This window comes from Comamonas sp. wu1-DMT (assembly GCF_040187805.1).
Lineage (GTDB): Bacteria > Pseudomonadota > Gammaproteobacteria > Burkholderiales > Burkholderiaceae_C > Comamonas > Comamonas thiooxydans.
In genome coordinates, this window is record NZ_JBANEM010000002.1 from 125,659 (window position 1) to 145,894 (window position 20,236).

22 protein-coding genes are annotated in these 20,236 nt (G+C 63.4%); 6 read left to right on the plus strand and 16 right to left on the minus strand.

Going from position 1 to position 20,236, the window contains the following annotated elements; all coding sequences use genetic code 11:
* Positions 1-2: 2 nt before the first annotated feature.
* The 5 genes from V8Z78_RS04680 to V8Z78_RS04700 all read left to right on the plus strand — a co-directional run bounded on the left by V8Z78_RS04680 (position 3) and on the right by V8Z78_RS04700 (position 5,762).
* On the plus strand, positions 3-2,555 hold the full coding sequence (locus tag V8Z78_RS04680; RefSeq protein ID WP_349731000.1) for an NfrA family protein: 2,553 nt from the start codon (positions 3-5) through the stop codon (positions 2,553-2,555).
* Positions 2,524-2,754: an NfrA family protein gene (locus V8Z78_RS04685; protein WP_349731001.1), complete on the plus strand. Its 231-nt coding sequence runs from the start codon at positions 2,524-2,526 to the stop codon at positions 2,752-2,754. The genes V8Z78_RS04680 and V8Z78_RS04685 overlap by 32 nt, the downstream gene beginning before the upstream one ends.
* A 100-nt stretch (positions 2,755-2,854) precedes the next feature.
* Entirely contained in the window at positions 2,855-3,178 is a 324-nt protein-coding gene (locus tag V8Z78_RS04690; protein WP_034361340.1) for a hypothetical protein, read from the plus strand.
* Between the two features lie 32 nt (positions 3,179-3,210).
* The gene (locus V8Z78_RS04695; protein ID WP_003062120.1) at positions 3,211-4,845 is read left to right on the plus strand and encodes a DUF2334 domain-containing protein; all 1,635 of its coding nucleotides are present in this window, start codon (positions 3,211-3,213) and stop codon (positions 4,843-4,845) included.
* Positions 4,846-4,892: 47 nt separating this feature from the next.
* Positions 4,893-5,762, plus strand: a complete 870-nt coding sequence (locus V8Z78_RS04700; protein ID WP_003062118.1) for an alpha-amylase family protein — start codon at positions 4,893-4,895, stop codon at positions 5,760-5,762.
* A gap of 134 nt (positions 5,763-5,896) precedes the next feature.
* Here V8Z78_RS04700 and V8Z78_RS04705 read toward each other — a convergent pair whose 3' ends face one another.
* The 7 genes from V8Z78_RS04705 to V8Z78_RS04735 form a co-directional block, all read right to left on the minus strand.
* Positions 5,897-6,763 (minus strand): D-hexose-6-phosphate mutarotase, encoded by an 867-nt coding sequence (locus tag V8Z78_RS04705; RefSeq protein WP_003062115.1) that lies wholly within the window; start codon positions 6,761-6,763, stop codon positions 5,897-5,899.
* Positions 6,756-7,499 (minus strand): 1-(5-phosphoribosyl)-5-[(5-phosphoribosylamino)methylideneamino]imidazole-4-carboxamide isomerase, encoded by a 744-nt coding sequence (gene hisA, locus V8Z78_RS04710; protein WP_003058631.1) that lies wholly within the window; start codon positions 7,497-7,499, stop codon positions 6,756-6,758. The genes V8Z78_RS04705 and hisA overlap by 8 nt, the downstream gene beginning before the upstream one ends.
* 215 nt (positions 7,500-7,714) lie before the next feature.
* On the minus strand, positions 7,715-8,383 hold the full coding sequence (gene hisH, locus V8Z78_RS04715) for an imidazole glycerol phosphate synthase subunit HisH (protein WP_046461070.1): 669 nt from the start codon (positions 8,381-8,383) through the stop codon (positions 7,715-7,717).
* 81 nt (positions 8,384-8,464) lie between these two features.
* The gene (gene hisB, locus V8Z78_RS04720; RefSeq protein WP_003058637.1) at positions 8,465-9,088 is read right to left on the minus strand and encodes an imidazoleglycerol-phosphate dehydratase HisB; all 624 of its coding nucleotides are present in this window, start codon (positions 9,086-9,088) and stop codon (positions 8,465-8,467) included.
* Positions 9,085-10,203, minus strand: coding sequence for a histidinol-phosphate transaminase (gene hisC / locus V8Z78_RS04725; RefSeq protein ID WP_349731002.1), 1,119 nt, complete (start codon positions 10,201-10,203; stop codon positions 9,085-9,087). The genes hisB and hisC overlap by 4 nt, the downstream gene beginning before the upstream one ends.
* Before the next feature lie 69 nt (positions 10,204-10,272).
* A complete protein-coding gene (locus V8Z78_RS04730; RefSeq protein WP_034361336.1) occupies positions 10,273-10,713 on the minus strand; it encodes a PIN domain-containing protein in 441 nt (146 codons plus the stop codon).
* The gene (locus V8Z78_RS04735; protein WP_012837072.1) at positions 10,710-10,982 is read right to left on the minus strand and encodes a hypothetical protein; all 273 of its coding nucleotides are present in this window, start codon (positions 10,980-10,982) and stop codon (positions 10,710-10,712) included. Before V8Z78_RS04735 ends, V8Z78_RS04730 begins: the two co-directional genes overlap by 4 nt.
* A 156-nt stretch (positions 10,983-11,138) precedes the next feature.
* On the opposite strand from V8Z78_RS04735, the gene V8Z78_RS04740 reads away from it, so the two are divergent.
* Positions 11,139-12,704 (plus strand): serine hydrolase, encoded by a 1,566-nt coding sequence (locus tag V8Z78_RS04740; protein ID WP_179625537.1) that lies wholly within the window; start codon positions 11,139-11,141, stop codon positions 12,702-12,704.
* A 36-nt stretch (positions 12,705-12,740) separates the two neighbouring features.
* Here the strand turns inward: V8Z78_RS04740 and V8Z78_RS04745 are convergent, their stop codons facing one another.
* The 9 genes from V8Z78_RS04745 to V8Z78_RS04785 form a co-directional block, all read right to left on the minus strand.
* The gene (locus tag V8Z78_RS04745) at positions 12,741-13,673 is read right to left on the minus strand and encodes a hypothetical protein (protein ID WP_046461068.1); all 933 of its coding nucleotides are present in this window, start codon (positions 13,671-13,673) and stop codon (positions 12,741-12,743) included.
* A 98-nt stretch (positions 13,674-13,771) separates the two neighbouring features.
* On the minus strand, positions 13,772-15,088 hold the full coding sequence (gene hisD, locus V8Z78_RS04750; RefSeq protein WP_349731003.1) for a histidinol dehydrogenase: 1,317 nt from the start codon (positions 15,086-15,088) through the stop codon (positions 13,772-13,774).
* A 21-nt stretch (positions 15,089-15,109) separates the two neighbouring features.
* The gene (hisG, locus tag V8Z78_RS04755) at positions 15,110-15,772 is read right to left on the minus strand and encodes an ATP phosphoribosyltransferase (RefSeq protein WP_003062096.1); all 663 of its coding nucleotides are present in this window, start codon (positions 15,770-15,772) and stop codon (positions 15,110-15,112) included.
* Positions 15,769-17,040 carry a UDP-N-acetylglucosamine 1-carboxyvinyltransferase gene (gene murA, locus V8Z78_RS04760; protein ID WP_003062092.1) on the minus strand — a complete coding sequence of 424 codons (1,272 nt, stop codon included), beginning with the start codon at positions 17,038-17,040 and terminating at the stop codon, positions 15,769-15,771. The genes hisG and murA overlap by 4 nt, the downstream gene beginning before the upstream one ends.
* 92 nt (positions 17,041-17,132) lie before the next feature.
* Positions 17,133-17,375 carry a BolA family protein gene (locus V8Z78_RS04765; protein WP_003062090.1) on the minus strand — a complete coding sequence of 81 codons (243 nt, stop codon included), beginning with the start codon at positions 17,373-17,375 and terminating at the stop codon, positions 17,133-17,135.
* A gap of 73 nt (positions 17,376-17,448) precedes the next feature.
* Positions 17,449-18,204: an ABC transporter permease gene (locus V8Z78_RS04770; RefSeq protein WP_003058656.1), complete on the minus strand. Its 756-nt coding sequence runs from the start codon at positions 18,202-18,204 to the stop codon at positions 17,449-17,451.
* Positions 18,201-19,136 (minus strand): ABC transporter ATP-binding protein, encoded by a 936-nt coding sequence (locus tag V8Z78_RS04775; RefSeq protein ID WP_034348309.1) that lies wholly within the window; start codon positions 19,134-19,136, stop codon positions 18,201-18,203. The genes V8Z78_RS04770 and V8Z78_RS04775 overlap by 4 nt, the downstream gene beginning before the upstream one ends.
* A 74-nt stretch (positions 19,137-19,210) precedes the next feature.
* Positions 19,211-19,537, minus strand: a complete 327-nt coding sequence (locus tag V8Z78_RS04780) for an STAS domain-containing protein (protein ID WP_003062083.1) — start codon at positions 19,535-19,537, stop codon at positions 19,211-19,213.
* Between the two features lie 19 nt (positions 19,538-19,556).
* Positions 19,557-20,189 (minus strand): MlaC/ttg2D family ABC transporter substrate-binding protein, encoded by a 633-nt coding sequence (locus V8Z78_RS04785; RefSeq protein WP_280007530.1) that lies wholly within the window; start codon positions 20,187-20,189, stop codon positions 19,557-19,559.
* Positions 20,190-20,236 lie beyond the last annotated feature (47 nt).

Genomic DNA, 20,236 nt, shown 5'->3' on the forward strand with positions numbered 1-20,236 from the left:
ATATGAAGCTTTCTCGTCCTATTCTGGTTCTTTCCCTGGCATGCGCCACCCCATACGATGGTCTGGCGCAGACGGTGGATCTAGGTCCGGATATCACTCCCAGACAGCGCTTTCAGGTCTATCCACGGATCGACAAGGCGTATGAGGCCATGGCGCGCGGCGATGGCCAGCGCGCCATCGCCGAGCTGCAGCAGGCTCAGCGTCTGGCACCGGACAACACCGAGATCGCCCTGCAATTGGCGGCAGCCCATCGCCGCTTTGGCCAACCCGCACAGGCCGAAGCTGTGCTGAAGGCTCAGCTTCAGCGCCACCCTGGCGATGCGCGTCTGGCCCAGGCTCTGCGCGATATGCATCAGGGAGCCGTTCCGGCCAGACAGCCCGAGTCTCAAGCCCTGCCCGCTCCTGCGGCCAAGGAGCCACCGAAGACGCCAGGCACAGCCGCGCCTTCAGCAGCGACAGCACCAGAGCCGACAAAGGCAGCCACCTCGACAGCGGACACCACGCCTCGCCCGCGCAAGAGCCCGGCAACACAGTCCATGCCTGCGGGTTACGCCAAGGCCAGCCAGGCCTATGCCGCCACCGAGCGGCGCGACTTCGCCACGGCCTTGCCTCTGGCAAGGCAGGCCGTAGCTGCGGCCCCCGGGCGTCTGGACTATCAGCGCCTGCTGGTCTACCTGCTCGTCGAGAACGGGCGCTTCGACGAGGCCGAAGCCCGGGCAACAAGGCTGGACAAGGTCAAGCAGCTGCAGTCGGACTCCGATTGGCAGATGCTGCGCACATCCATACGTCAGCGCCGAGCTCTGCGGCCCTTCGAGCAGGCCTTGCAGGCACGCGAGCAAGGCGACATGGTCAAGGCCCTCAGGTATGCAGAGACCAGCGTCCGAATAGCGCCGGATGCACTGGCTCCCCGGCTTCAGTGGCTGGGCTTGCTGCTTCAGGATGGACAGGCGGCCCAGGCGCAGCGTGTGGCAGAGCAAGGGCTGGCGCTGCAGCATGATCCTGCACTGCAGGTACTGCAGGGCGTGGCCCTGCATGTCCAAGGTCGCGGCATGTCCTCCGAACAGGCTTTCGACGCAGCGCTTGCCGCCCCCCACCTGTCGCGGTCGGAGCGGCAGAACTACGGCGTGATAGCCCTGGATGCAGCGCTGGCAGCCGGCCAGACAGAACGAGCCCAGCGGCTTGTGCAGGCGCTGGAGACGGACAGCAATGCCGACATCAGCAGCCGCCGAGAGCAGCTCAAAACCCTGCGCTCCTCAACCATGTCACGCAGCTACGAGCTGCCACTGCCCCTGGTCAACTGCTTCAGCGCCGGCGATGTGCCCGGCTGCGAAATCTGGCCCGGGCAGGAAGCGCCAGACCCGGCATACAAAGTCGCCCATGAGGCCTATCAAGCCTACAGCGATGGGCAATATGCTTTGGCGGCAGAAAAGGCCGGGGCGGCCGTGCAGCTCAACCCCGGACATCTACCCTACCGTCAGCTTCGCCTTCAGGCATTGCTGGCTGCAGGCCAAAAGACGCAGGCGCTTGAGGAGGTCGATCAAACACTGCAGCTACAGCCCGATGCAGCCGAAGTGCTGGCCTTGCGCAGTCGTCTGCGCCACGAGCAGGGCATAACCGAGGCCGCCAACGCCGACGCACGGACGGCATTGCAAATGGGCGGCCTGTCCCTGTCCAGCGAGGTGGATCTGCTGCTTCAGCTGGGGCGGCGAGACGAGGCTGCTGCACGCTTTGCCCAGGCTGTCTCGGAGCCTGAGCTGCAGCAAAGCGCCGACCCCAATCTGGCCTATCTGGCCATTCGCGTGGGGGACGATCGCAGTGCCTTGTCCATCTTCAACCGCGCACGGGACCAGAGCCGTCTGCCGGACACGGCGCTGCGCGATGGCGCCTACGCTGCCAGCAGGCTGGCCGAGAACGATCAGTCCATCGACTACTTCAAGCAGGCCATTGCCGCTGCGCATGAAGGCCGGCTCGCCATGACGTCGCAGCAGCAATATGAGACACGACGTGAAGTTGCCGACCGGGACCGCTCCTGGGGCATCAACACCTTGCTGGGCTATCGAGGCATTTCCCTGGGCGCGGCGGGCGCCCAGCCCGGCCTCTATGGCGACGTGGCCCAGCTCGTCAGCGAGGTGTACTGGCGCCCGCAGAAGTTCGGCGACGGCCGCTTCTGGGAGCTGTACGGCGGCGCTGCTCAAACGGTCTACAGCCGCCACGATGTGCCCACGGGCGGAGAGACCACCCAGGGTGCCGTCGGTATTCGTGCCAAGCCGCTGAGCGATCACAACCTCATACTCGCGGCCGAACGGCGCGTGCGCATCGGCTCGCTGTCCAGCAACGACTGGTTGCTGCGCATGGGATATTCGGGCGGCATGGGTACCGACCTGCGCGTGGATGTGCCCAGCTGGAACACGTTCAATATGTATGCCGAAGTAGGTCGCTTCATTCATCGCAAGCAGAACTACGCGACTTTCGAAGCCCAAGCAGGGCGCAGTTTCCGAATGGGGGGGGAGCGACTCAAGACTGGTGCTGTTTCCGCATGCAGTCCTGGGCGCTGATTACAACTCTGAACGCACAGCCTCGGGCAAGCAAAGCTCGGTGGGCGCTGGCGTTGGTGTGAGCATGCGTTTCTGGTTCCGCGAGGACCGTGACCATGCACCTCGCTCCTACCTCGACCTCTCCCTGCAGTATCGCGCCCGGCTTGCCGGGGACGAAAGAGGGAAAGGCGTGTTTCTACGTGCCGCCTTGGTATTTTGAGATGGCACGCCTCTAAGGCCCGACCCATCGCCATTTCTAGAGTTTGTGGAGATGGTGTTGTTTGCACTTTTTCTTTCTGCCCTCCAGAAAGGAGGCTCTCATGCACTCCCATGATCAAAGGCAGGCTACGCGCGCGCTGCTCGCGCTGGCACTGCTGACCTGGGCCAACTGGACCCTGGCCTCGAACGTCATGCCGCCGCCATTGCCGCCTGGGGCCTCCCAGATCCGCATGGACGCAGGCGCAGCCCCCGAAGAGCGCAAGCGCAACGAACGTGCGCATCACCACAAAGGACATTTCAAGAAGGATTTCACACGGGATGACACGCTGGATGAGCCGCCTATCAAACCCGGCAACCCCTCCCCCGGCAATCCGCCGAAAGGCAAGCCCAATCCGGGCAATCCATCCCGTGGCCAGCAGCAATAGACCTCACCGTGTACTGATCTCAGGAGAGTCTCATGAAAACCCTAGGACGCCTTCTTGGGGCATGGCTGCTAGCCATGCTCTTTGCGAGCCCTGGCGCTTTTGCGCAAACAGGTCCGCGCACACTGATCCTTTATGACGCGCCGCCCAATACGGCCTACACCAAGCTCGGCATGAGCTATGCCATCATGCTGCGCAATCTGCTCGGACATTTCGACAGCAAGGTCGATATGGTCGCGGTGCAGAACTACACGGCAGGCCAGCTCAGCGGCTACGACGCCACGTTCTATCTAGGCTCGTATTACGACAACCCGGTTCCTGCCGCCTTCATGACCGATGCCGCCAGCTCTGCCAAGACCATAGTCTGGTTCAAGTACAACATCTGGCAGTTTGCCTGGGATCCGGCCTACGGCTTCCAGTCCCGCTATGGCTTCAACCTGACAGCGCTTCGCGGACTCAATGCCGCACCAACCTCAAGCAACACCACACCGGGGTTCTTCGACACCATCACCTACAAAAACCTGCCCTTTGTCAAATACTATGCATACGACAGCAGCACTGGCGCCGTGAATGCGGATCCCGATGTGGGGCTGACGGCCATCACCGACACCACCAAGGCCCAGAACCTGGTTTCCATGTCCAATCCCAAGACCGGCGAGCAGGCGCCCTATGTAGTGAGGTCGGGCAACTTCTGGTATGTCGCGGATCTGCCGTTCAGCTATATCGGGCCACGCGATCGCTATCTCGTGCTGGCAGACATGCTGCATGACATGCTGGGGGTGAACCATGCCGAAAGCCACAAGGCCATGGTCCGCCTTGAAGATGTGAGCGCCTTGGTCAGTGTGACGGCAATGAAATCACTGACGGACTACCTCTACCAGCAACGGATCCCGTTTTCGATTGCGACCATTCCGTACTACAAAGATCCTCTTGGCGTGTACAACTCGGGAGTGCCGATGCAGGTGCCAATGTCACTGGCGACCAATCTGAAGAGAGCTCTCAACTATGCACTGGTGCGCGGCGGCGAAATCGTGATGCATGGCTACACGCACCAGTACAGCAATGTGCGCAACCGCTATACGGCAGTGAGTGGCGATGACTACGAGTTCTGGGACATTGTCAACAACAAGCCCGTGCCGGAAGACTCGACCACCTGGGCGTTGGGACGCTATCGAGCCGGTCTGCTGGAGTTGTCTCTCAATGGATATCGCGCTACAGCATGGGAAACCCCACACTACCAGGGCTCGGCGCTGGCATCCAAGGCCAGTACGCAGGTCTTCCCCAAGACTTATCAACGCGTGGTGTACTACACCGCAGACAAGCCCAATTTCACTGCATCGGTGGAGAAGGATTTTGCCGTGGGCCAGATCTTCCCCTACCCCATCCAGACCGACTACTACGGGCAGAAAGTGCTGCCGGAAAGCCTGGGGAACATCGAATACGACATCCACCTGATCGATCCGACCTCCTCCTTCAACTACACATGGCAGGACATTCTCACCAATGCCCAGTATGTGAAGACGGTGCGTGACGGCTATGCCTCGTTCTTCTTCCACCCGTTCTGGCTGGAGCCGCAGGTTGGAACCCCTGGCCTGGCGGACTTCAAGAGCCTTGTCAGCGGCATCTCCAATCTGGGCTTCACCTGGACGGTTCCGAGTCAGCTGCCATGAAAGAAAAGCGCTTTCTCCGAAAGGAGAAAGCGGCTCGATCCATAGATATGACGATGGAACAATGCACCAGACGCGAGGCGCTGGGCCTGGCCTGGGCGCTGAGCTGCAGCCTGCCCGAGGCACAGGCCAAGCCCAGCCTGCGTCTGCCCGGCATGGTCTGGCAGCCCAGTGCCGACACTCTACGGCCCCATGGATCATGGCAGCGTCTGGGCATCCGCCGCCTGCTGGTGCAATGGACGGCTGTGGACAATCTGAGCCTGGTGCCCGGCACTTACCTGCCCTCCATGAGCCGCAACCTCCCGGACTGGGAGCGCATCGCGGCCGAGCCCTGGGCGCAGGAGCTGATTCTCGGCCTGGCCGGCATGCATGACGAGGCCAAGGCCCGCGCCGGTCTCGCGGATCTGGCCATGCAGTCCTATGCCTTGAAAGCGGCTATCACGGCACTGCCACTGCGGGTTGCCGGCTGGTACTTCCCGGTCGAAGTCGATCCGACCTGGGCTGCGCCCAGTCTTCTCACCGAGGTTCTCAACAAACTGCCACGTCCGCTGTGGATCAGCGCCTATGACAATGCCAATATGGGTCCCCAGGCGCTGGTTGACTGGATCATGCGCTGGATACCCGAAGATGTGGGCGTGTTTTTCCAGGATGGAGTCGGCGTACACGCGCGCACTCCCAGCGTGGCACGCGAATACCTGCAGATGCTGACCGCCCATCTGGGCCAGGCGCGTGTTCGCGTGATTGCCGAGGCCTTCCGGCCTGCGCCGGGCGGCGGATTTCGCAGCGCCATGGCAGAAGAATTCCTGCCACAGTTGGCGGCCTACCAAGGCTGGACGGTCTTTGCCTTCGACGGCCCGCATTATCTGAACCCGCCTCTGGTCGATGCATTGGCGGATGCCCTGGGCACCAAATCCCGATGAGTCGCCGTCCGCCCTGCCTCTACAGCTGCGGCCCATGGAGCCGTCAACAGGGCTGGGCAGGCTGAAGGCCAACAGGTCTGCGCACAAGGACAGGCCCAGGCTCGGGGTGACATCACCCCGCCCCGTTCAAAGCCTCAAAAGCATTCGAAGGTTTGCGCCGCCTTCCAGCGCTGGTCGGGTCCAAGAGCCACAGGTGCATCAATGGCCGCAGCCTCCACGCACAGCATCTGCTGCCAGCTGTCGGCCTCCATGTCCTTGAGTGTGGCGCACAGAGCAGGGCCTGGATTCCAGACCACGGTTTCGCTCCAGGACGCATCCTGGGCAAGCTGCAGCCAGGGCCGGCCCGAGCTTTGCAGTTGCAGGGCTGCAGCCGCACGTGGATAGACGCGATCGGTCTCCGCACCGAAGCTGACGCAGCCTTGCTGCGTGACATGGGTATCCGGTTGAGCCGCAGCAGCATCCCAATAGCTCAAACCTTCGAGACCGTGCAAGCTGGCCTGCTCGACCTGCGCAACGCGAAGATAGCCGTGCAAGGCCGCGGTAAAAGACAGGTCCTGCCGGCCGCGGTTATGCACGGCCAGTTCCACACGCAACACGCCGGGCCTGAGCTCAATCGTGAGCACTGCCTCAAAGACATGCGGCCAGACGGCGCGCGATGCTTCGCTGTCCGTCAGGCGCAAGGAGATCTGCGCACCATCCTCGCCCGATGGCCTCGCAGCATCGGCCTGCCAGTGGCTGAGGCGCGCAAAGCCATGCTTGACCAAGGGTCCACGCTGATTGAACTGGGGAAAGCAGACCGGAATGCCGCCGCGAATGGCGCTCTGGCCGTCATGGGCTGCCCTGGGACTGAGGAACAGGCGTTCCTGCCCCAGGCCGACCCAGGACAGTACCTGGGCGCCCTGCAGGCAGATCAGCACCGAATCCCCCTGACCCAGCTTCAAGGCAATGGCAGGAAGCCCTTTCCAGTCAACGGCCTGGGCCTGAAAGGTCAAATCACTCACCCGTGAGCTCGTCCGCACGCTCCTGGCCGGCGGCGAAGTCCAGATCGCCGGTATAGATGGCGCGGCCGCAGATAACGCCTTCCACGCCTTCATCCTGCACCTTGCACAGCGCTTCGATGTCGGCCATGCCGGCCAGACCGCCCGAGGCGATGACCGGAATCTTCAGCGACTGGGCCAGCTTGACGGTGGCGTCGATGTTGATGCCGCTGAGCATGCCGTCACGACCGATGTCGGTGTAGATGATGGATTCCACGCCCCAGTCCTCGAAGCGTTTGGCGGTTTCGATCACATCCTGGCCGGTGAGCTTGCTCCAGCCGTCGATCGCCACCTTGCCGTCCTTGGCGTCCAGGCCCACGATGATGTGTCCGGGAAAGGCGCTGCAGGCATCCTGCAGGAAACCGGGGTTCTTCACGGCAGCGGTGCCGATGATCAGGTACTCGATGCCCAGATCGATGTAGCGCTCGATGGTGTCCAGATCACGGATGCCGCCGCCCAGCTGCACGGGAATCTCGCCATCGACCTCCTTGAGGATGCTCTTGATGGCCGACAGGTTCTTGGGCTGGCCCGCAAAGGCGCCGTTCAGGTCCACCAGGTGCAGGCGACGGGCGCCCGCATCCAGCCATTTGGCGGCCATGGCTGCGGGGTCTTCACCGAAAGTGGTGGACTGGTCCATATCACCCTGAATCAGGCGAACGCAGTGGCCGTCCTTGAGGTCGATAGCGGGGATGAGCAACATGATGGTGATCTGCTAGCAAGTTTGGCCGTCAGAAATGGCCGGTTGAAGAAACTCGGGTTGACAGTGAACAAGCCCTGCGATGCAGCGCGCACTGGATTGGGATGGGCTGCGAGGCGCAAACCACAGCCGGGCTGATCGCCCGGCGAGGATTTGCAACGCTGCAGACCGCCCAAGCCAGGGATGCGATGCGCGCAAAGACTTGTTCAATGTTGACCCTAGGGCTTCCAGCCCAGGAAGTTGCGGAACAGCGCCAGCCCCTGATCCGAGCTTTTCTCGGGGTGGAACTGGGTAGCGAAAATATTATCGCGTGCGACGGCACATGCAAAGAGGCCGCCGTAGTCGGTCTCGGCCGCGCAATGCGCGCTTTGTTGCACCAGCGCATAAAAGCTGTGCACAAAGTAGTAGAAGCTGCCGTCGGGAATTCCGGCCCACAGCGCATGGGGCTTGCCGCCCTGCTGCGTCTGCTGCACCTGGTTCCAGCCCATCTGCGGCACCTTGAAACGGCTGCCGTCGGCTTGCGTCCTGCCTTCGAGATCGAACTTGCGCACATTGCCGGGGATCAGCCCCAGGCCCGGCACATCGCCTTCGTCGCTGTGGTCGAGCAGCATCTGCATGCCCACGCAGACACCGAACAGAGGCTTGTTGACAGCCGCATCGAGCACGGCCTGCTGCAAGCCCGATTCGCGCAGCTCGCGCATGCAGTCAGGCATGGCCCCCTGACCGGGCAGGACCACGCGGTTGGCGGCATGGACCACATCGGGATCGGCCGTGACGACCACGTCCCAGCCGGTATCGGCTGCGGCCGTGCGCACCGCCTGCGAGACCGAACGCAGATTGCCCATGCCGTAATCGACCACGGCCACGGTGTTGTTCTTCAAACTCATAGCAGCTACCGCTTATGGAGATTGGTTTTTAAAGACAAACAGCTTTTAAATGCAGTGTAAACAGGCGCAAGTCGCTCCTGATTACAGAGCACCCTTGGTCGAGGGAATCACGCCCGCCATGCGCTCATCATGCTCCAGTGCAAAGCGCATGGCGCGCGCAAAGGCCTTGAAGATGGTTTCGCACTGGTGGTGGGCGTTGAAGCCCTTCAGGTTGTCGATGTGCAGGGTCACGCCGGCGTGGTTGACAAAGCCCTGGAAGAATTCGAAGACCAGCTGCGTGTCGAGCTGGCCGATGCTGCCGGCCGTGAACTTCACATCCATGTGCAGACCGGGACGGCCCGAGAAGTCGATGACGACGCGGCTCAGGGCTTCGTCCAGCGGCACATAGGCATGACCGTAGCGGCGAATGCCTTTCTTGTCGCCGATGGCCTTGGCGAAGGCCTGGCCCAAGGTGATGCCGATGTCTTCGACCGTGTGGTGGCCGTCGATGTGCAGATCGCCCGCGCATTCGATGTCCATGTCGATCAGGCCGTGGCGCGCGATCTGGTCCAGCATGTGGTCGAGAAAGCCGATACCGGAGTTCAGGCTGGCCTTGCCCGTGCCGTCGAGGTTGACGCGCACGGCGACGCGGGTCTCGGCCGTGTTGCGCTGCACTTCGGCAATGCGCGGCAGGTTCTGGGCGATGGAGGGGACGATATTGCTCATAGGCTTTCTTTCAGTGCCGCCAGCATCTGGGCGTTTTCTTCGCGGGTACCCACGGTCAGGCGCAGGCAGTTGTGCAGCAAGGGGTGCATGGCCGATACGTTCTTGACCAGCACGCCGCGCTGCTTCATCTCGATCTGGGCCTTGCCGGCGTCGCGCACGCGCAGCAGCACCATATTGGCTTCGGAGGGCCAGACTTTTTGCACGCCGTCCAGCAGGGCCAGGGCATCGATCAGCGGCTGGCGTTCGGCGCGGATGGCGGCGGCCTGTTCGGCATACAGGGACTCGTGCTGCAGCGCAAAAATCGCCGTCTCGCAGTTGAGCACGCTGATGTTGTAGGGCGGGCGCACCTTGTCGATCTCGTTGACGATGGCCGAAGGACCGATCAGATAGCCCAGGCGCGCACCGGCCAGACCGAACTTGGACAGCGTGCGCATCAGCAGCACATGGGCATTGCGCGCAGGATCGGCCTTCATTCGGGTGATCCAGCTGCGGCTGGCGAAGGGCTGGTAGGCCTCATCCATCACGACCAGACCGCCAACCTCGGCCACGGCGTCGATCACGGCCTGAACCTTGTCCTCGGCCCACAGCGTGGCGGTGGGATTGTTGGGATAGGCGATATAGGTGATGGCAGGCTGGTGCTCGGCAATGGCGGCCTGCATGGCCGGCACATCGAGGTCGAAATCGCTCGTCAGATTCACGCCCACGAAATCCAGGCCCTGCAGCTTGGCAGACAGCGGATACATCACAAAGCCCGGCATGGGCGCCAGCATCTTGGCGCGGGCATTGTTGCAAGGCTGGGCCGTGGCCAGCGCCAGCAGGGTGATGATCTCGTCCGAGCCATTGCCCAGCAGCGCCGATGTGCCGGCCGGAGCACCGGCGTAGTCGGCCAGCATCTGCTTGAGCACTTCCTGGCGCTCGCCGGGGTAGCGGTTGATTTCCAGGCCGCCCAGATGCTCGCCCAACTTTTTCTGCAGCTCGGGCGGCAGACGGTAGGGATTCTCCATCGTGTCCATCTTGAGCAGGCCTTGCGCGGGCTGCACATGGTAGCCCTGCATGGCGCGTACATCGGCGCGAATGCGTTGCAGGGCTTTGGTCTGGATGTCTTGAGCAGTCATGGGTTCACTCCTTCACACAAGGCTTGCGTTGGCCAATGCAGTCGATACCGATCGCTGCAATTCTGGCGCTCAAGCCTCAAGATTCTGCGTGGCAGCTTGCTCCAGCGGGTGCACCACGGTTACGCCGCCAAACTCCGCCCCATGGGGCAGATGCAGGCTCAGCATCTGGTTGCAGCCGCTGTGCTGGGCGCAGGCCACGGCCAGGCAGTCGCCAAAGTCCAGCGCATGGCGGGCCTGTACGGCCCAGGCCGTCTCCAGCGTGGCGGCATCGGTCTTCCAGGGCGTCCAGGTCTGGTAGCGGCGGATGGCTGCGCGGGCATCGCCCTGAGGCAGGGGCAGGACTGCGGTGGTGGCCTGGTCATAGAACTCCACCAGCGCCTGATTGCTGGTGCGGCCGCTACGGCTGCGCCACAGCAGATCCAGCCATTCCAGCGTGGCCGCATACAGCGCACCGCCAGCCGCATCTTCCGCAGCAATCAGCACCGAGGTATCGACAAATACGGGGTTCACCTGGCCACCTCGGTTTCGGCATTGCTGTGCGCTGCAGCCCTCTTGCTGCTGGCACTGCGCGCCAGGGATTTGGCAGACTGGCCGGCAGCTTGCCAGGTGCGCTCATCCGTGCGCCAGGCCAGATAGGCACGCTCGTAGGCATCCTCGCGCTGCATCAGCTCGGCCATGAAGTCACCCAGCATGCGCGAGACGCTGCTGCCGCGCCTGGCCGCTTCAATGCGCGCCCAGTCAAGCACGCTGTCTTCGACGGTGATGGTGACGTTCTTCATGCTCTGCATAGTACACGAATTTCGTGCAACACGAAATTCGTGTCAAATTTCAAATTGCCAGAATGGCCTGCAGGAATCCATACTGCGGAGCAAAAAACAGTTCGCCAGAAACTTGCCCCTCTGCAAGCGCAGACCCACCAACCGGGAGGAGAAATCATGAGCCAGCCATCCAAGACTGCATGGACCAGACGCCAGATGCTCGATCGCACCATCCGCGCCGGAGCCGGCCTGGGCATCGCGGCCGGCTCCGGGCTGGCTCTGGCGGGCTGCGGCGGAGACGATGCACCAGCAAAAGGCCTGAGCGCCGCGGAGGCTGCCCGGCGGCTGCCCGAGCTGGCCGCGACGCTGCGCCGCGTCAGCGGTGTTCCGGGCATGGCCTGGGCCGTGGTCCAGGGCGCGCAAACGCTTGCCGCCCAAGGCCTGGGGCTTTGCGAGACCGGCGGCAGTGCGACCGTGAATGCCGACACCGTGTTCCAGCTGGCCTCGGTCTCCAAATCCCTGGCTGCCACCGTGGTGGCGCACCAGGTCGGCCTGGGACGGGTCTCCTGGGACAGCCGCATGAAGGACTTGCTGCCCTGGTTTGCGCTGCGCAATCCGGGCAGCAGCGCGGTGCTGACCGTGGGCGATCTGTTTGCCCACCGCAGCGGCCTGCCCGACCATGCGGGCGACAAGCTCGAGGAGCTGGGCAACGGCCAGCAGGTGGTGCTGGAGCGGCTGCGCCTGCTGCCCGTCAAGCCGCTGCGCAGCGAATACGCCTACACCAATGCCGGGTTGACCGCCGCCGCCGTGGGCGTCGCAGGCGCTGCCAATACCGACTGGGCGAGTCTGTCACGCCAGACCCTGTATGCGCCTCTGGGCATGACGCGAACCACATCGGTCTATGCCGAATTCATGCAGCAGGCCAACCGTGCCAGCCCCCATGTACGCGCCGATGACGGCAGCTGGCAGCGCGGCACGCCGCGCAATGCCGACCCCCAGTCCCCGGCCGGCGGCGCCAGCTCCAGCGTCAACGACATGGCGCGCTGGCTGTCTCTGCTGCTGGCGCAGGGGCGCTGGCAGGGACAGCAGCTGGTCGCCCCTGCAGCCCTGCAAGCCGCCTGGCAGGCCCAGGCGCCGGGAGGACACTACGGCTTCGGCTTCAATGTCGCAGCAACCGATGGCGGGCTGAAGTTCCTCAGCCATTCGGGCGCCTTCATGCTGGGCGCGGCCACCTGCTTCATGCTCATTCCCTCGCTGGACGCTGCCGTCATCGTGCTCACCAACGGCATTCCCATCGGCGTTCCCGAAACCCTGTGCCGCCAGTTCGTGGACCTGATGGAAACCGGCCGCCTCACGCAGGACTGGTGGTCGCTGTACAGAGAAAAGATCGCTCCGCTGATGGCGCCCACGGGATCCCTGCTGGGCCAGCAGCCCCCGTCTGCGCCCCAGCCTCCGGGCGCGCTGCAGCGCTATGCGGGAAGCTATGACAACGCCTACCATGGCCCGGTGCAGGTCAGCCTCGTCGACAACCGACTGCAGCTGAGCATAGGCCCGCAAGCCCAGACCTATGTGCTGCAGCACTGGAGCGGCAGCCAGTTCTGCTTCATTCCTGGCAACGAAAGCGCGGCTCCGCACAGCATTTCGCTGGCGGTCTTCGAGGCAGGTGACGCAGCGCCGGCCCAAAGCCTCTGGCTGGAGTTCTATGACGACGACGGACTGGGCCAGTTCAGCAGGCGAATCTGACAGGCGCTGCGGCCGCAGGCGGCAGCGCCACAGCCCTCAGCGCCGGTACTGCGGCGGCGGGGCATATCTGCCGTCGGCGGGAAAAGCCGCAGGCTCGGCCGCGCCGCGGCGCTCTGGCGCAGGCTGGGCGGCATCGCGCCCCTGCAGCCGGACTTCGAACAGTGCCGCCCCGATCACGCCCACGTTGCGCGCGTCGCCAGCCGGGGTATTGCCGGCATAGGCGCGCTCCTTGCCTGCAAAACGAAAGGCCGCCACTTCACGCTGACTCTTGCGAAAACCCTCGATGCGCAGGGTCTCGCCGGGACGCAGCAGATAGCCGGCGCTGTGCACGCTGCCGGCCTGGCCGGTGAGCACATCCAGGCCGTCCACCGTGGCAACGACCTCATAGTGACGCTGGCTGCGGTTGCTGTAGACCAGCTCGTAACGCTCGCCCTGACGGCCGGCCAGCTGATAGTCCCGAGCTCCGCGCATGGTGTAGATGGGCAGCGGCCGGCCTTGCCCGTCCTGCACCACCCACTCCACATCGCCGTCGGCCAGCTGCACGCTGAGCTGCTGATCGATGCTGCGCCCCAGGGCGCGGCGGATGCTGGCCTCATCGGAGTAGCGCAGCTGTGCAACGGTGCGCGGGCGCTCGGGGTCCAGGCGCGCAGCTTCCACGGTCCGAGTGACCGACTCTCGCCCTTCCCCCCATTGCGTGCCCAGTGTGGACTCGACCCTGGGCGTGCGCGGCGCTGCCGATCCGCCCTCAGCGACCTGCAAGGCATCCTGCGCCGAAGGCGGTGCACCGCAGGCGGCCAGCCCCGCGACCAGCAGCAGTCCGCCCAGCAGCCGCCAGCCGCGTTGCGGCCAGGAACTCATGACCTGATTCATCTTCACGCTCCCTTGTTGTGATTGGCTATGGAATGCTGCGCTGCCACGCAGCCCGCCGAGTGTCACCGCAAACCCGCGCTTTCCTGCACCATGAAACATCTGGAGATCAATTGCCCCGAGACGGAGGGCATGTGGACCTGCCCGAAAATGAAAAAAGCCGTGGACGGGCCACGGCTGATGGGCAAGCACCGGCGGATTTACTTCAGGCGCATTTCGGCAGCCCTGGCATGGCCCTGCAGGCCTTCGCCATAGGCCAGCACGGCTGCGGTCTTGCCCAGAATCTGGGCACCGGCCTCGCTGACTTCGATGATGGAGCTGCGCTTCTGGAAGTCGTACACCCCCAGCGGCGAGGAAAAGCGCGCCGTGCCACTGGTCGGCAGCACGTGATTCGGGCCGGCGCAGTAGTCGCCCAGGCTCTCGGAGGTATAGGCGCCCAGGAAGATGGCACCGGCGTGCCTGAGCAAAGGCTCCCAGCGGTGCGGGTCGCGGCTGGAGACTTCCAGGTGCTCGGGCGCGATGCGATTGCTGATCGCGCAAGCCTCTTCCATGTCCTTGGTCAGAATCAGTGCACCGCGGTCGCTCAGGCTCTTGGCGATGATGGCCTTGCGCGGCATCTCGGGCAGCAGGCGGTCGATCGCGGCCTGGACGGCATCGATATAGGCTGCATCGGGACACAGCAGGATGGACTGGGCCAGCTCGTCGTGTTCGGCCTGGCTGAACAGATCCATGGCCACCCAGTCGGGCGGGGTCGTTCCGTCGGCCAGCACCAGGATTTCAGAAGGACCGGCAATCATGTCGATGCCCACGATGCCGAACACACGCTTCTTGGCGCTGGCCACATAGGCATTGCCGGGGCCGGTGATCTTGTCCACCTTGGGCACGGTGGCCGTTCCGTAGGCCAGGGCAGCCACGGCCTGGGCGCCACCGATGGTGAAGGCGCGGTGCACGCCCGCCACATAGGCAGCAGCCAGCACCAGCGGGTTCTTCTGACCCTGGGGCGTGGGCACGACCATGATGATGTCCTGCACACCGGCCACATGGGCGGGAATGGCGTTCATCAGCACGCTGGACGGATAGGCGGCCTTGCCGCCCGGCACGTAGATGCCCACGCGGTCCAGCGGCGTGACCTTCTGGCCCAGCAGCGTGCCGTCTTCGTCGCGGTAGCTCCAGCTCTCGCCATTGGCCTTTTTCTGCGCCTCGTGATAGCTGCGCACACGGCGTGCCGCCGACTCCAGCGCTTCGCGCTCGGCGGCTGGCAGGCTGTCGAAGGCGTCTTTCAGCTCCTGCTTGGTCAGCTCCAGCGCCGCCATGGACTCGGCCTGCAGGCCGTCAAAGCGTGCCGTGTATTCAAGCACGGCGGCGTCGCCGCGCTGCTGTACATCGGCCAGGATGTCGGCCACCCGCTGCTCGATGGCTGCATCCGTGTCCGCCGACCAATGCAGACGCTGCGCAAAATCATGCTCGAACTGGGCATCAGCGGTTGATAGACGGGCGGGGGCAGCTACGAATTCCATAGTATTTACCAGTAGGGAAAATCAGTTGTTCTTGGCGGCAACAGCCTGCGCAAACGCATCGATGATGTGGCGCAACGGAGCCTGCTTGAGCTTGAGCGAAGCCTGGTTGACGACCAGACGCGAGCTGATGTCCATGATGGGCTCGACCTCGACCAGATCGTTGGCCTTGAGCGTGTTGCCGGTGGACACCAGATCGACGATGGCATCGGCCATGCCGGTCAGCGGCGCCAGCTCCATGGAGCCGTAGAGCTTGACCATGTCCACGTGCACGCCCTTCTTGGCAAAGAAGTTGCGGGCAATCTCGGGGTACTTGGTGGCAATGCGCAGACGCGCGCCCTGCTTGACGGCCAGCTGATAGTCGAAGCCGTTGCGCACGGCCACGCTGACGCGGCACTTGGCAATCTGCAGGTCCAGCGGCTGGTACAGGCCCTGGCCGCCATGCTCGATCAGCGAGTCCAGGCCCGAGACGCCCAGGTCCGCGCCGCCATATTGCACGTACACGGGCACGTCCGAAGCACGCACCAGCACCACGCGCACATCGGGACGGTTGGTGTCGAAAATCAGCTTGCGCGACTTTTCCACATCCTCGGTCACCGCTATGCCCGCAGCGGCCAGCAGGGGCACGGTTTCTTCAAAAATGCGGCCCTTGGACAGGGCTATGGTCACAGGCGTTGCGGTGCTCATGCGGAAATTCTCTCGATATCGGCGCCCAGGGCGCGCAGCTTGTCTTCCATGCGGTCGTAGCCACGATCCAGGTGGTAGATGCGATCGACGATGGTCTCGCCCTCGGCCACCAGACCGGCAATCACCAGGCTGGCCGAAGCCCGCAAGTCGGTCGCCATCACGGTGGCTCCGGACAGGCGCTTGCCGCCTTCGATGGTCGCCACGCGGCCGTCGGTGGTGATGCGCGCGCCCAGGCGAACCATCTCGTTGACATGCATGAAGCGGTTCTCGAAGATGGTCTCGGTCACCATGCTGGTGCCTTCGGCCACCAGGTTCAGCGCCATGAACTGGGCCTGCATATCGGTGGGAAAGCCCGGATATTCGGTGGTGCGAAAGCCCTGGGCCTTGAGCTTGCCCGAGGAGGCCACCTTCAGGCCGCCATCCACGCAGTCAACGCTCACGCCCGCATCCTTGAGCTTGTCGATCACGGCGCCCAGATGGTCGGCACGCGCGTGGTGCAGCAAGGCTTCACCGCTGGTGGCCGCCACGGCGCAGAGGAAGGTGCCGGCCTCGATACGGTCGGCCACCACCTGATGCTCGCAGCCATGCAGCTTGTCCACGCCCTGAATCACGATGTGGCTGGTGCCGTGACCCGTGATCCTGGCCCCCATCTTGATCAGCATCTCGGCCAGATCGGTGATTTCGGGTTCCATGGCGGCGTTTTCCAGCACCGTCTCGCCTTCGGCCAGCGCCGCGGCCATCAGGAAGTTCTCGGTGCCGGTCACGGTCACCATGTCGGTGGTGATGCGTGCGCCCTTCAGACGCTTCCAGCCTTCGGGCAGGCTGGCATGCATATAGCCGTTTTCCACGGTGATGATGGCACCCATGGCCTGCAGGCCCTTGATGTGCTGATCCACGGGGCGCGAGCCGATCGCGCAGCCGCCGGGCAGCGACACCTTGGCGTGGCCGAAGCGGGCCAGCAGCGGACCCAGGGCCAGCACCGAGGCGCGCATGGTCTTGACCAGCTCGTAAGGCGCTTCGGGCACCAGGCTGTCGGGAGCCACAAAGCTCATGCCGCCGCGTTCGCCATGGGTTTCGGTCTGCACACCCATATTGGCCAGCAGCTTGCGCATGGTGGCCACATCGTGCAGACGTGGCACATTGTGCAGATGCACGGGCTCGGCCGTGAGCAGTGCGGCACACATTTCAGGCAGAGCGGCGTTTTTGGCACCGGAAATGATTACTTCGCCCTTGAGGGGACGACCACCGTGGATCTTGAGTTTGTCCATGGCTTCAAGCCTTGAATGTTTATATGTAAAAAATGCACTCAGCGCTTATGTAGCAAGTGCTGACAGCTATCAATCTTGCGTCTCGACCCGCATCAAGCCTGGGCAGCAGCCCATTCTGCCGGGGTGTAGGTCTTCATGGACAGGGCATGGACTTCATCGGTGGCCATGCGGTTGCCCAGCGTGGCATATACGAGGCGCTGGCGGCCCAGCAGACGCTGGCCTTCAAACTGTGCAGACACAATGGTGGCAAACCAATGTCGGCCATCGCCTTCCAGCGCAATATGCTCGCAGGGCAGGCCGGCGGCGATCAGGTCTTTGAGTTGGTCTGCAGTCATGGGGAACCTTTAAGCACAAAAGCTGGCGAAACCGGTCATTGTCTCGCAAGCAGCCCTGCGTCAATTCTAAAAATCAGTTACGAATCTTGTAGCCGATACGCAGCAGGTGCACGGCCAGCGCGCTCACGGCCAGCCAGGCAGCGCCCACGATGGCGAAGCTGAGCCATGGCGAGACATCGCTCTGGCCGAAGAAGCCGTAGCGGAAGCCGTCGATCATGTAGAAGAACGGGTTGACATGGCTGACCGCCTGCCAGAAGCCGGGCAGCGAGTGCACGGAATAGAACACGCCGGACAGAAAGGTCAGAGGCATGATCAAAAAGTTCTGGAAGGCCGCCATCTGGTCGAACTTCTCGGCCCAGAGGCCGGCGATCAGGCCCAGCGTGCCCATCAGGGCGCAGCCCAGAAAGCCGAACACCAGAATCCACAGCGGCGCGGCAAAGTCGGGCACGGCAAAGAACAAGGTAACCACAAACACGCCCAGGCCCACCAGCAGGCCGCGCAGAATCGCCGCGCCCACATAGGCGCTGAACCAGGCCCAGTGCGACAGCGGCGTGAGCAGCACGAACACCAGCGAGCCCATGATCTTGCTCTGCACCAGGCTGGACGAGCTGTTGGCAAACGCGTTTTGCAACATGCTCATCATCACCAGGCCAGGAATCAGAAACGCGGTGTAGGGGATGCGGTCGTAGACCATGACCCGGCCTTCGAGCACATGGCCGAAAACCAGCAGATACAGCACGGCCGTGAGCACCGGTGCGGCCACGGTCTGAAAGCTCACCTTCCAGAAGCGCAGCACTTCCTTCTTGAGCAGGGTCTGCCAGCCGTTCATTGGACACCTCCTGCAGGAGCCTGTGTCCTGGAGCCTTCATTCATGATGTGGATGAACACATCCTCCAGATCCGCGCGGCGGATTTCCACATCCTCGGGGGTCACACCCGCCTCGCGCAAAGCGGCCAGCAGTTGCTCCACATCGACTGCATGGGCTGCGGGAATCTGCACGATTCGACCGGTGACACGCGCTCTGTCGGCCACGGCCTTGGGCAGGGCGCTATCGGTCTTGAACTGCAACACATTGCTGGAAGCCGACTTGAGCAGCTCGCTCATGGGCGAGAGCTTGATGATCTCGCCACGCTTGAGCATGGCCACGCGGCTGCAAAGGGCCTCGGCCTCTTCGAGATAGTGAGTGGTCAGCAGCACCGTATGGCCCTGCTTGTTGAGTTTGGCAATGAAATGCCACAGCGTCTGGCGCAGCTCCACGTCGACGCCGGCCGTGGGCTCGTCCAGCACGATGATGGGCGGCTTGTGCACCAGGGCCTGAGCCACCAGCACGCGGCGCTTCATGCCGCCCGAGAGCTGGCGCATATTGTTGTGGGCCTTGTCCGTCAGGCCCAGGCTGTCGAGCAGCTCGTCGATCCAGTCGTCGTTGTTCTTGACGCCGAAATATCCGGACTGGAACTTCAAGGCCTCGCGCACATTGAAGAAGGGGTCGAACACCAGCTCCTGCGGCACGATGCCCAGCTTGCGGCGTGCATCGGCGTAGTTCGCCTGTACATCGCTGCCCTGCACCAGCACGCGCCCGCCCGTGGCTTGAGCCAGTCCGGCGAGGATGCTGATCATCGTGGTCTTGCCGGCGCCGTTGGGGCCGAGCAGACCGAAGAATTCACCTTCCTCGATATCCAGGCTCACCGATTTGAGGGCCTGAAAATCCCCCTTGGGGGTGCGGTAGGTCTTGGAGACGGATTGGAATGAGACTGCGGACATGGAGCCCATGATTCTAGGGCTTGCCCACAGCCTCTGCCTTGGCGGGGCTTAGCCGGACACAGTGATTCGTCAGCCTAGCCCTGCTGAGCGGTGGCGGCCGCATCGGGCACGGGAGCGGGCATCAGCAAGCCGTCCACGCCATACAGCGCGGCCATGGACTGCAGCCCCTTGGGCAGACCTTCGACAATGAGCTGCTTGCCCACCTCCTGGGCTGCGCGCCGGCAGGCCAGCAGCACGGCCAGAGCCGCCGAGTCAAAAACCTTGACGGCGCTGGCATCCAGCACCACCTGGGCATCCGCATGGCCCGTGACCAGCGGACGCAGACGCAGCAGACAGTCGCGCCCCTGACGATAGGTCAGCTCCTTGGGCAGTTGCAGAGGGTTGCTAGCTGAGCGGGCCATGACGTCTGAAGCGCTTTGCTTACTTGGTCGCCGTGGCCGGCATGGAGCTGCGCGAGGCCAGGGTCTTGATCAGGCCGTCAATGCCGTTGGCATTGATTTCCTGCGCAAACTGGTTGCGATAGGTTTCCACCAGCCACACACCGAGCACATTGAAGTTGTAGAGCTTCCAGCCCGTGGCCTGCTTTTCCAGACGGAAATCCAGTTGCACGGGGTCGCCACGGCCGTTGACCTGGGTACGCACCAGCACGTCGGTGTCGCCGGCTGCCATGCGCACAGGCTTGACGGTGATGGTCTGATCGCCGACCTGGGACAGGGCTCCCGCATAGGTGCGAATCAACAGGGCCTTGAACTCATCCTGCAGCTTCTGGCGCTGCTCGGGCGTGGCCTGACGCCAGGCCGGACCGACAGCAGCCGATGTCATGCGGCGAAAGTCCACATAGGGCATGACCTTCTCGTTGACCAGTGCATTGATCTTGCTGGAATCGCCGTTGCGCAGCGAGGCATCCTTCTTGATGGTCTCCAGCACATCGGCAGAGACGCGCTTGACCAGTGCATCGGGCGCTTCCTCAGCAGCCTGGGCTGCAGGCAGACCCAGATTCAGAGCGAGCACGGCACTTGCTGCCATGCCCCACATGCGACGAGTAATCTTCATTGCGTTTTTTCTCCTAGGCCCGCAAGTGTCACCGCACTCGCGCAGCC

What these genes read in the sequence shown, in the direction of transcription:
- V8Z78_RS04680 (WP_349731000.1), top strand. Translation starts at nt 3, where the DNA reads ATGAAGCTTTCTCGTCCTATTCTGGTTCTTTCCCTGGCATGCGCCACC.
- V8Z78_RS04690 (WP_034361340.1), top strand. Translation starts at nt 2,855, where the DNA reads ATGCACTCCCATGATCAAAGGCAGGCTACGCGCGCGCTGCTCGCGCTG.
- V8Z78_RS04695 (WP_003062120.1), top strand. Translation starts at nt 3,211, where the DNA reads ATGAAAACCCTAGGACGCCTTCTTGGGGCATGGCTGCTAGCCATGCTC.
- V8Z78_RS04700 (WP_003062118.1), top strand. Translation starts at nt 4,893, where the DNA reads ATGACGATGGAACAATGCACCAGACGCGAGGCGCTGGGCCTGGCCTGG.
- hisA (WP_003058631.1), bottom strand. Translation starts at nt 7,499, where the DNA reads ATGTTGCTCATCCCCGCTATCGACCTCAAGGACGGCCACTGCGTTCGC.
- hisH (WP_046461070.1), bottom strand. Translation starts at nt 8,383, where the DNA reads ATGAGTTTGAAGAACAACACCGTGGCCGTGGTCGATTACGGCATGGGC.
- hisB (WP_003058637.1), bottom strand. Translation starts at nt 9,088, where the DNA reads ATGAGCAATATCGTCCCCTCCATCGCCCAGAACCTGCCGCGCATTGCC.
- hisC (WP_349731002.1), bottom strand. Translation starts at nt 10,203, where the DNA reads ATGACTGCTCAAGACATCCAGACCAAAGCCCTGCAACGCATTCGCGCC.
- V8Z78_RS04735 (WP_012837072.1), bottom strand. Translation starts at nt 10,982, where the DNA reads ATGAAGAACGTCACCATCACCGTCGAAGACAGCGTGCTTGACTGGGCG.
- V8Z78_RS04740 (WP_179625537.1), top strand. Translation starts at nt 11,139, where the DNA reads ATGAGCCAGCCATCCAAGACTGCATGGACCAGACGCCAGATGCTCGAT.
- V8Z78_RS04745 (WP_046461068.1), bottom strand. Translation starts at nt 13,673, where the DNA reads ATGTTTCATGGTGCAGGAAAGCGCGGGTTTGCGGTGACACTCGGCGGG.
- hisD (WP_349731003.1), bottom strand. Translation starts at nt 15,088, where the DNA reads ATGGAATTCGTAGCTGCCCCCGCCCGTCTATCAACCGCTGATGCCCAG.
- hisG (WP_003062096.1), bottom strand. Translation starts at nt 15,772, where the DNA reads ATGAGCACCGCAACGCCTGTGACCATAGCCCTGTCCAAGGGCCGCATT.
- murA (WP_003062092.1), bottom strand. Translation starts at nt 17,040, where the DNA reads ATGGACAAACTCAAGATCCACGGTGGTCGTCCCCTCAAGGGCGAAGTA.
- V8Z78_RS04765 (WP_003062090.1), bottom strand. Translation starts at nt 17,375, where the DNA reads ATGACTGCAGACCAACTCAAAGACCTGATCGCCGCCGGCCTGCCCTGC.
- V8Z78_RS04770 (WP_003058656.1), bottom strand. Translation starts at nt 18,204, where the DNA reads ATGAACGGCTGGCAGACCCTGCTCAAGAAGGAAGTGCTGCGCTTCTGG.
- V8Z78_RS04775 (WP_034348309.1), bottom strand. Translation starts at nt 19,136, where the DNA reads ATGTCCGCAGTCTCATTCCAATCCGTCTCCAAGACCTACCGCACCCCC.
- V8Z78_RS04780 (WP_003062083.1), bottom strand. Translation starts at nt 19,537, where the DNA reads ATGGCCCGCTCAGCTAGCAACCCTCTGCAACTGCCCAAGGAGCTGACC.
- V8Z78_RS04785 (WP_280007530.1), bottom strand. Translation starts at nt 20,189, where the DNA reads ATGAAGATTACTCGTCGCATGTGGGGCATGGCAGCAAGTGCCGTGCTC.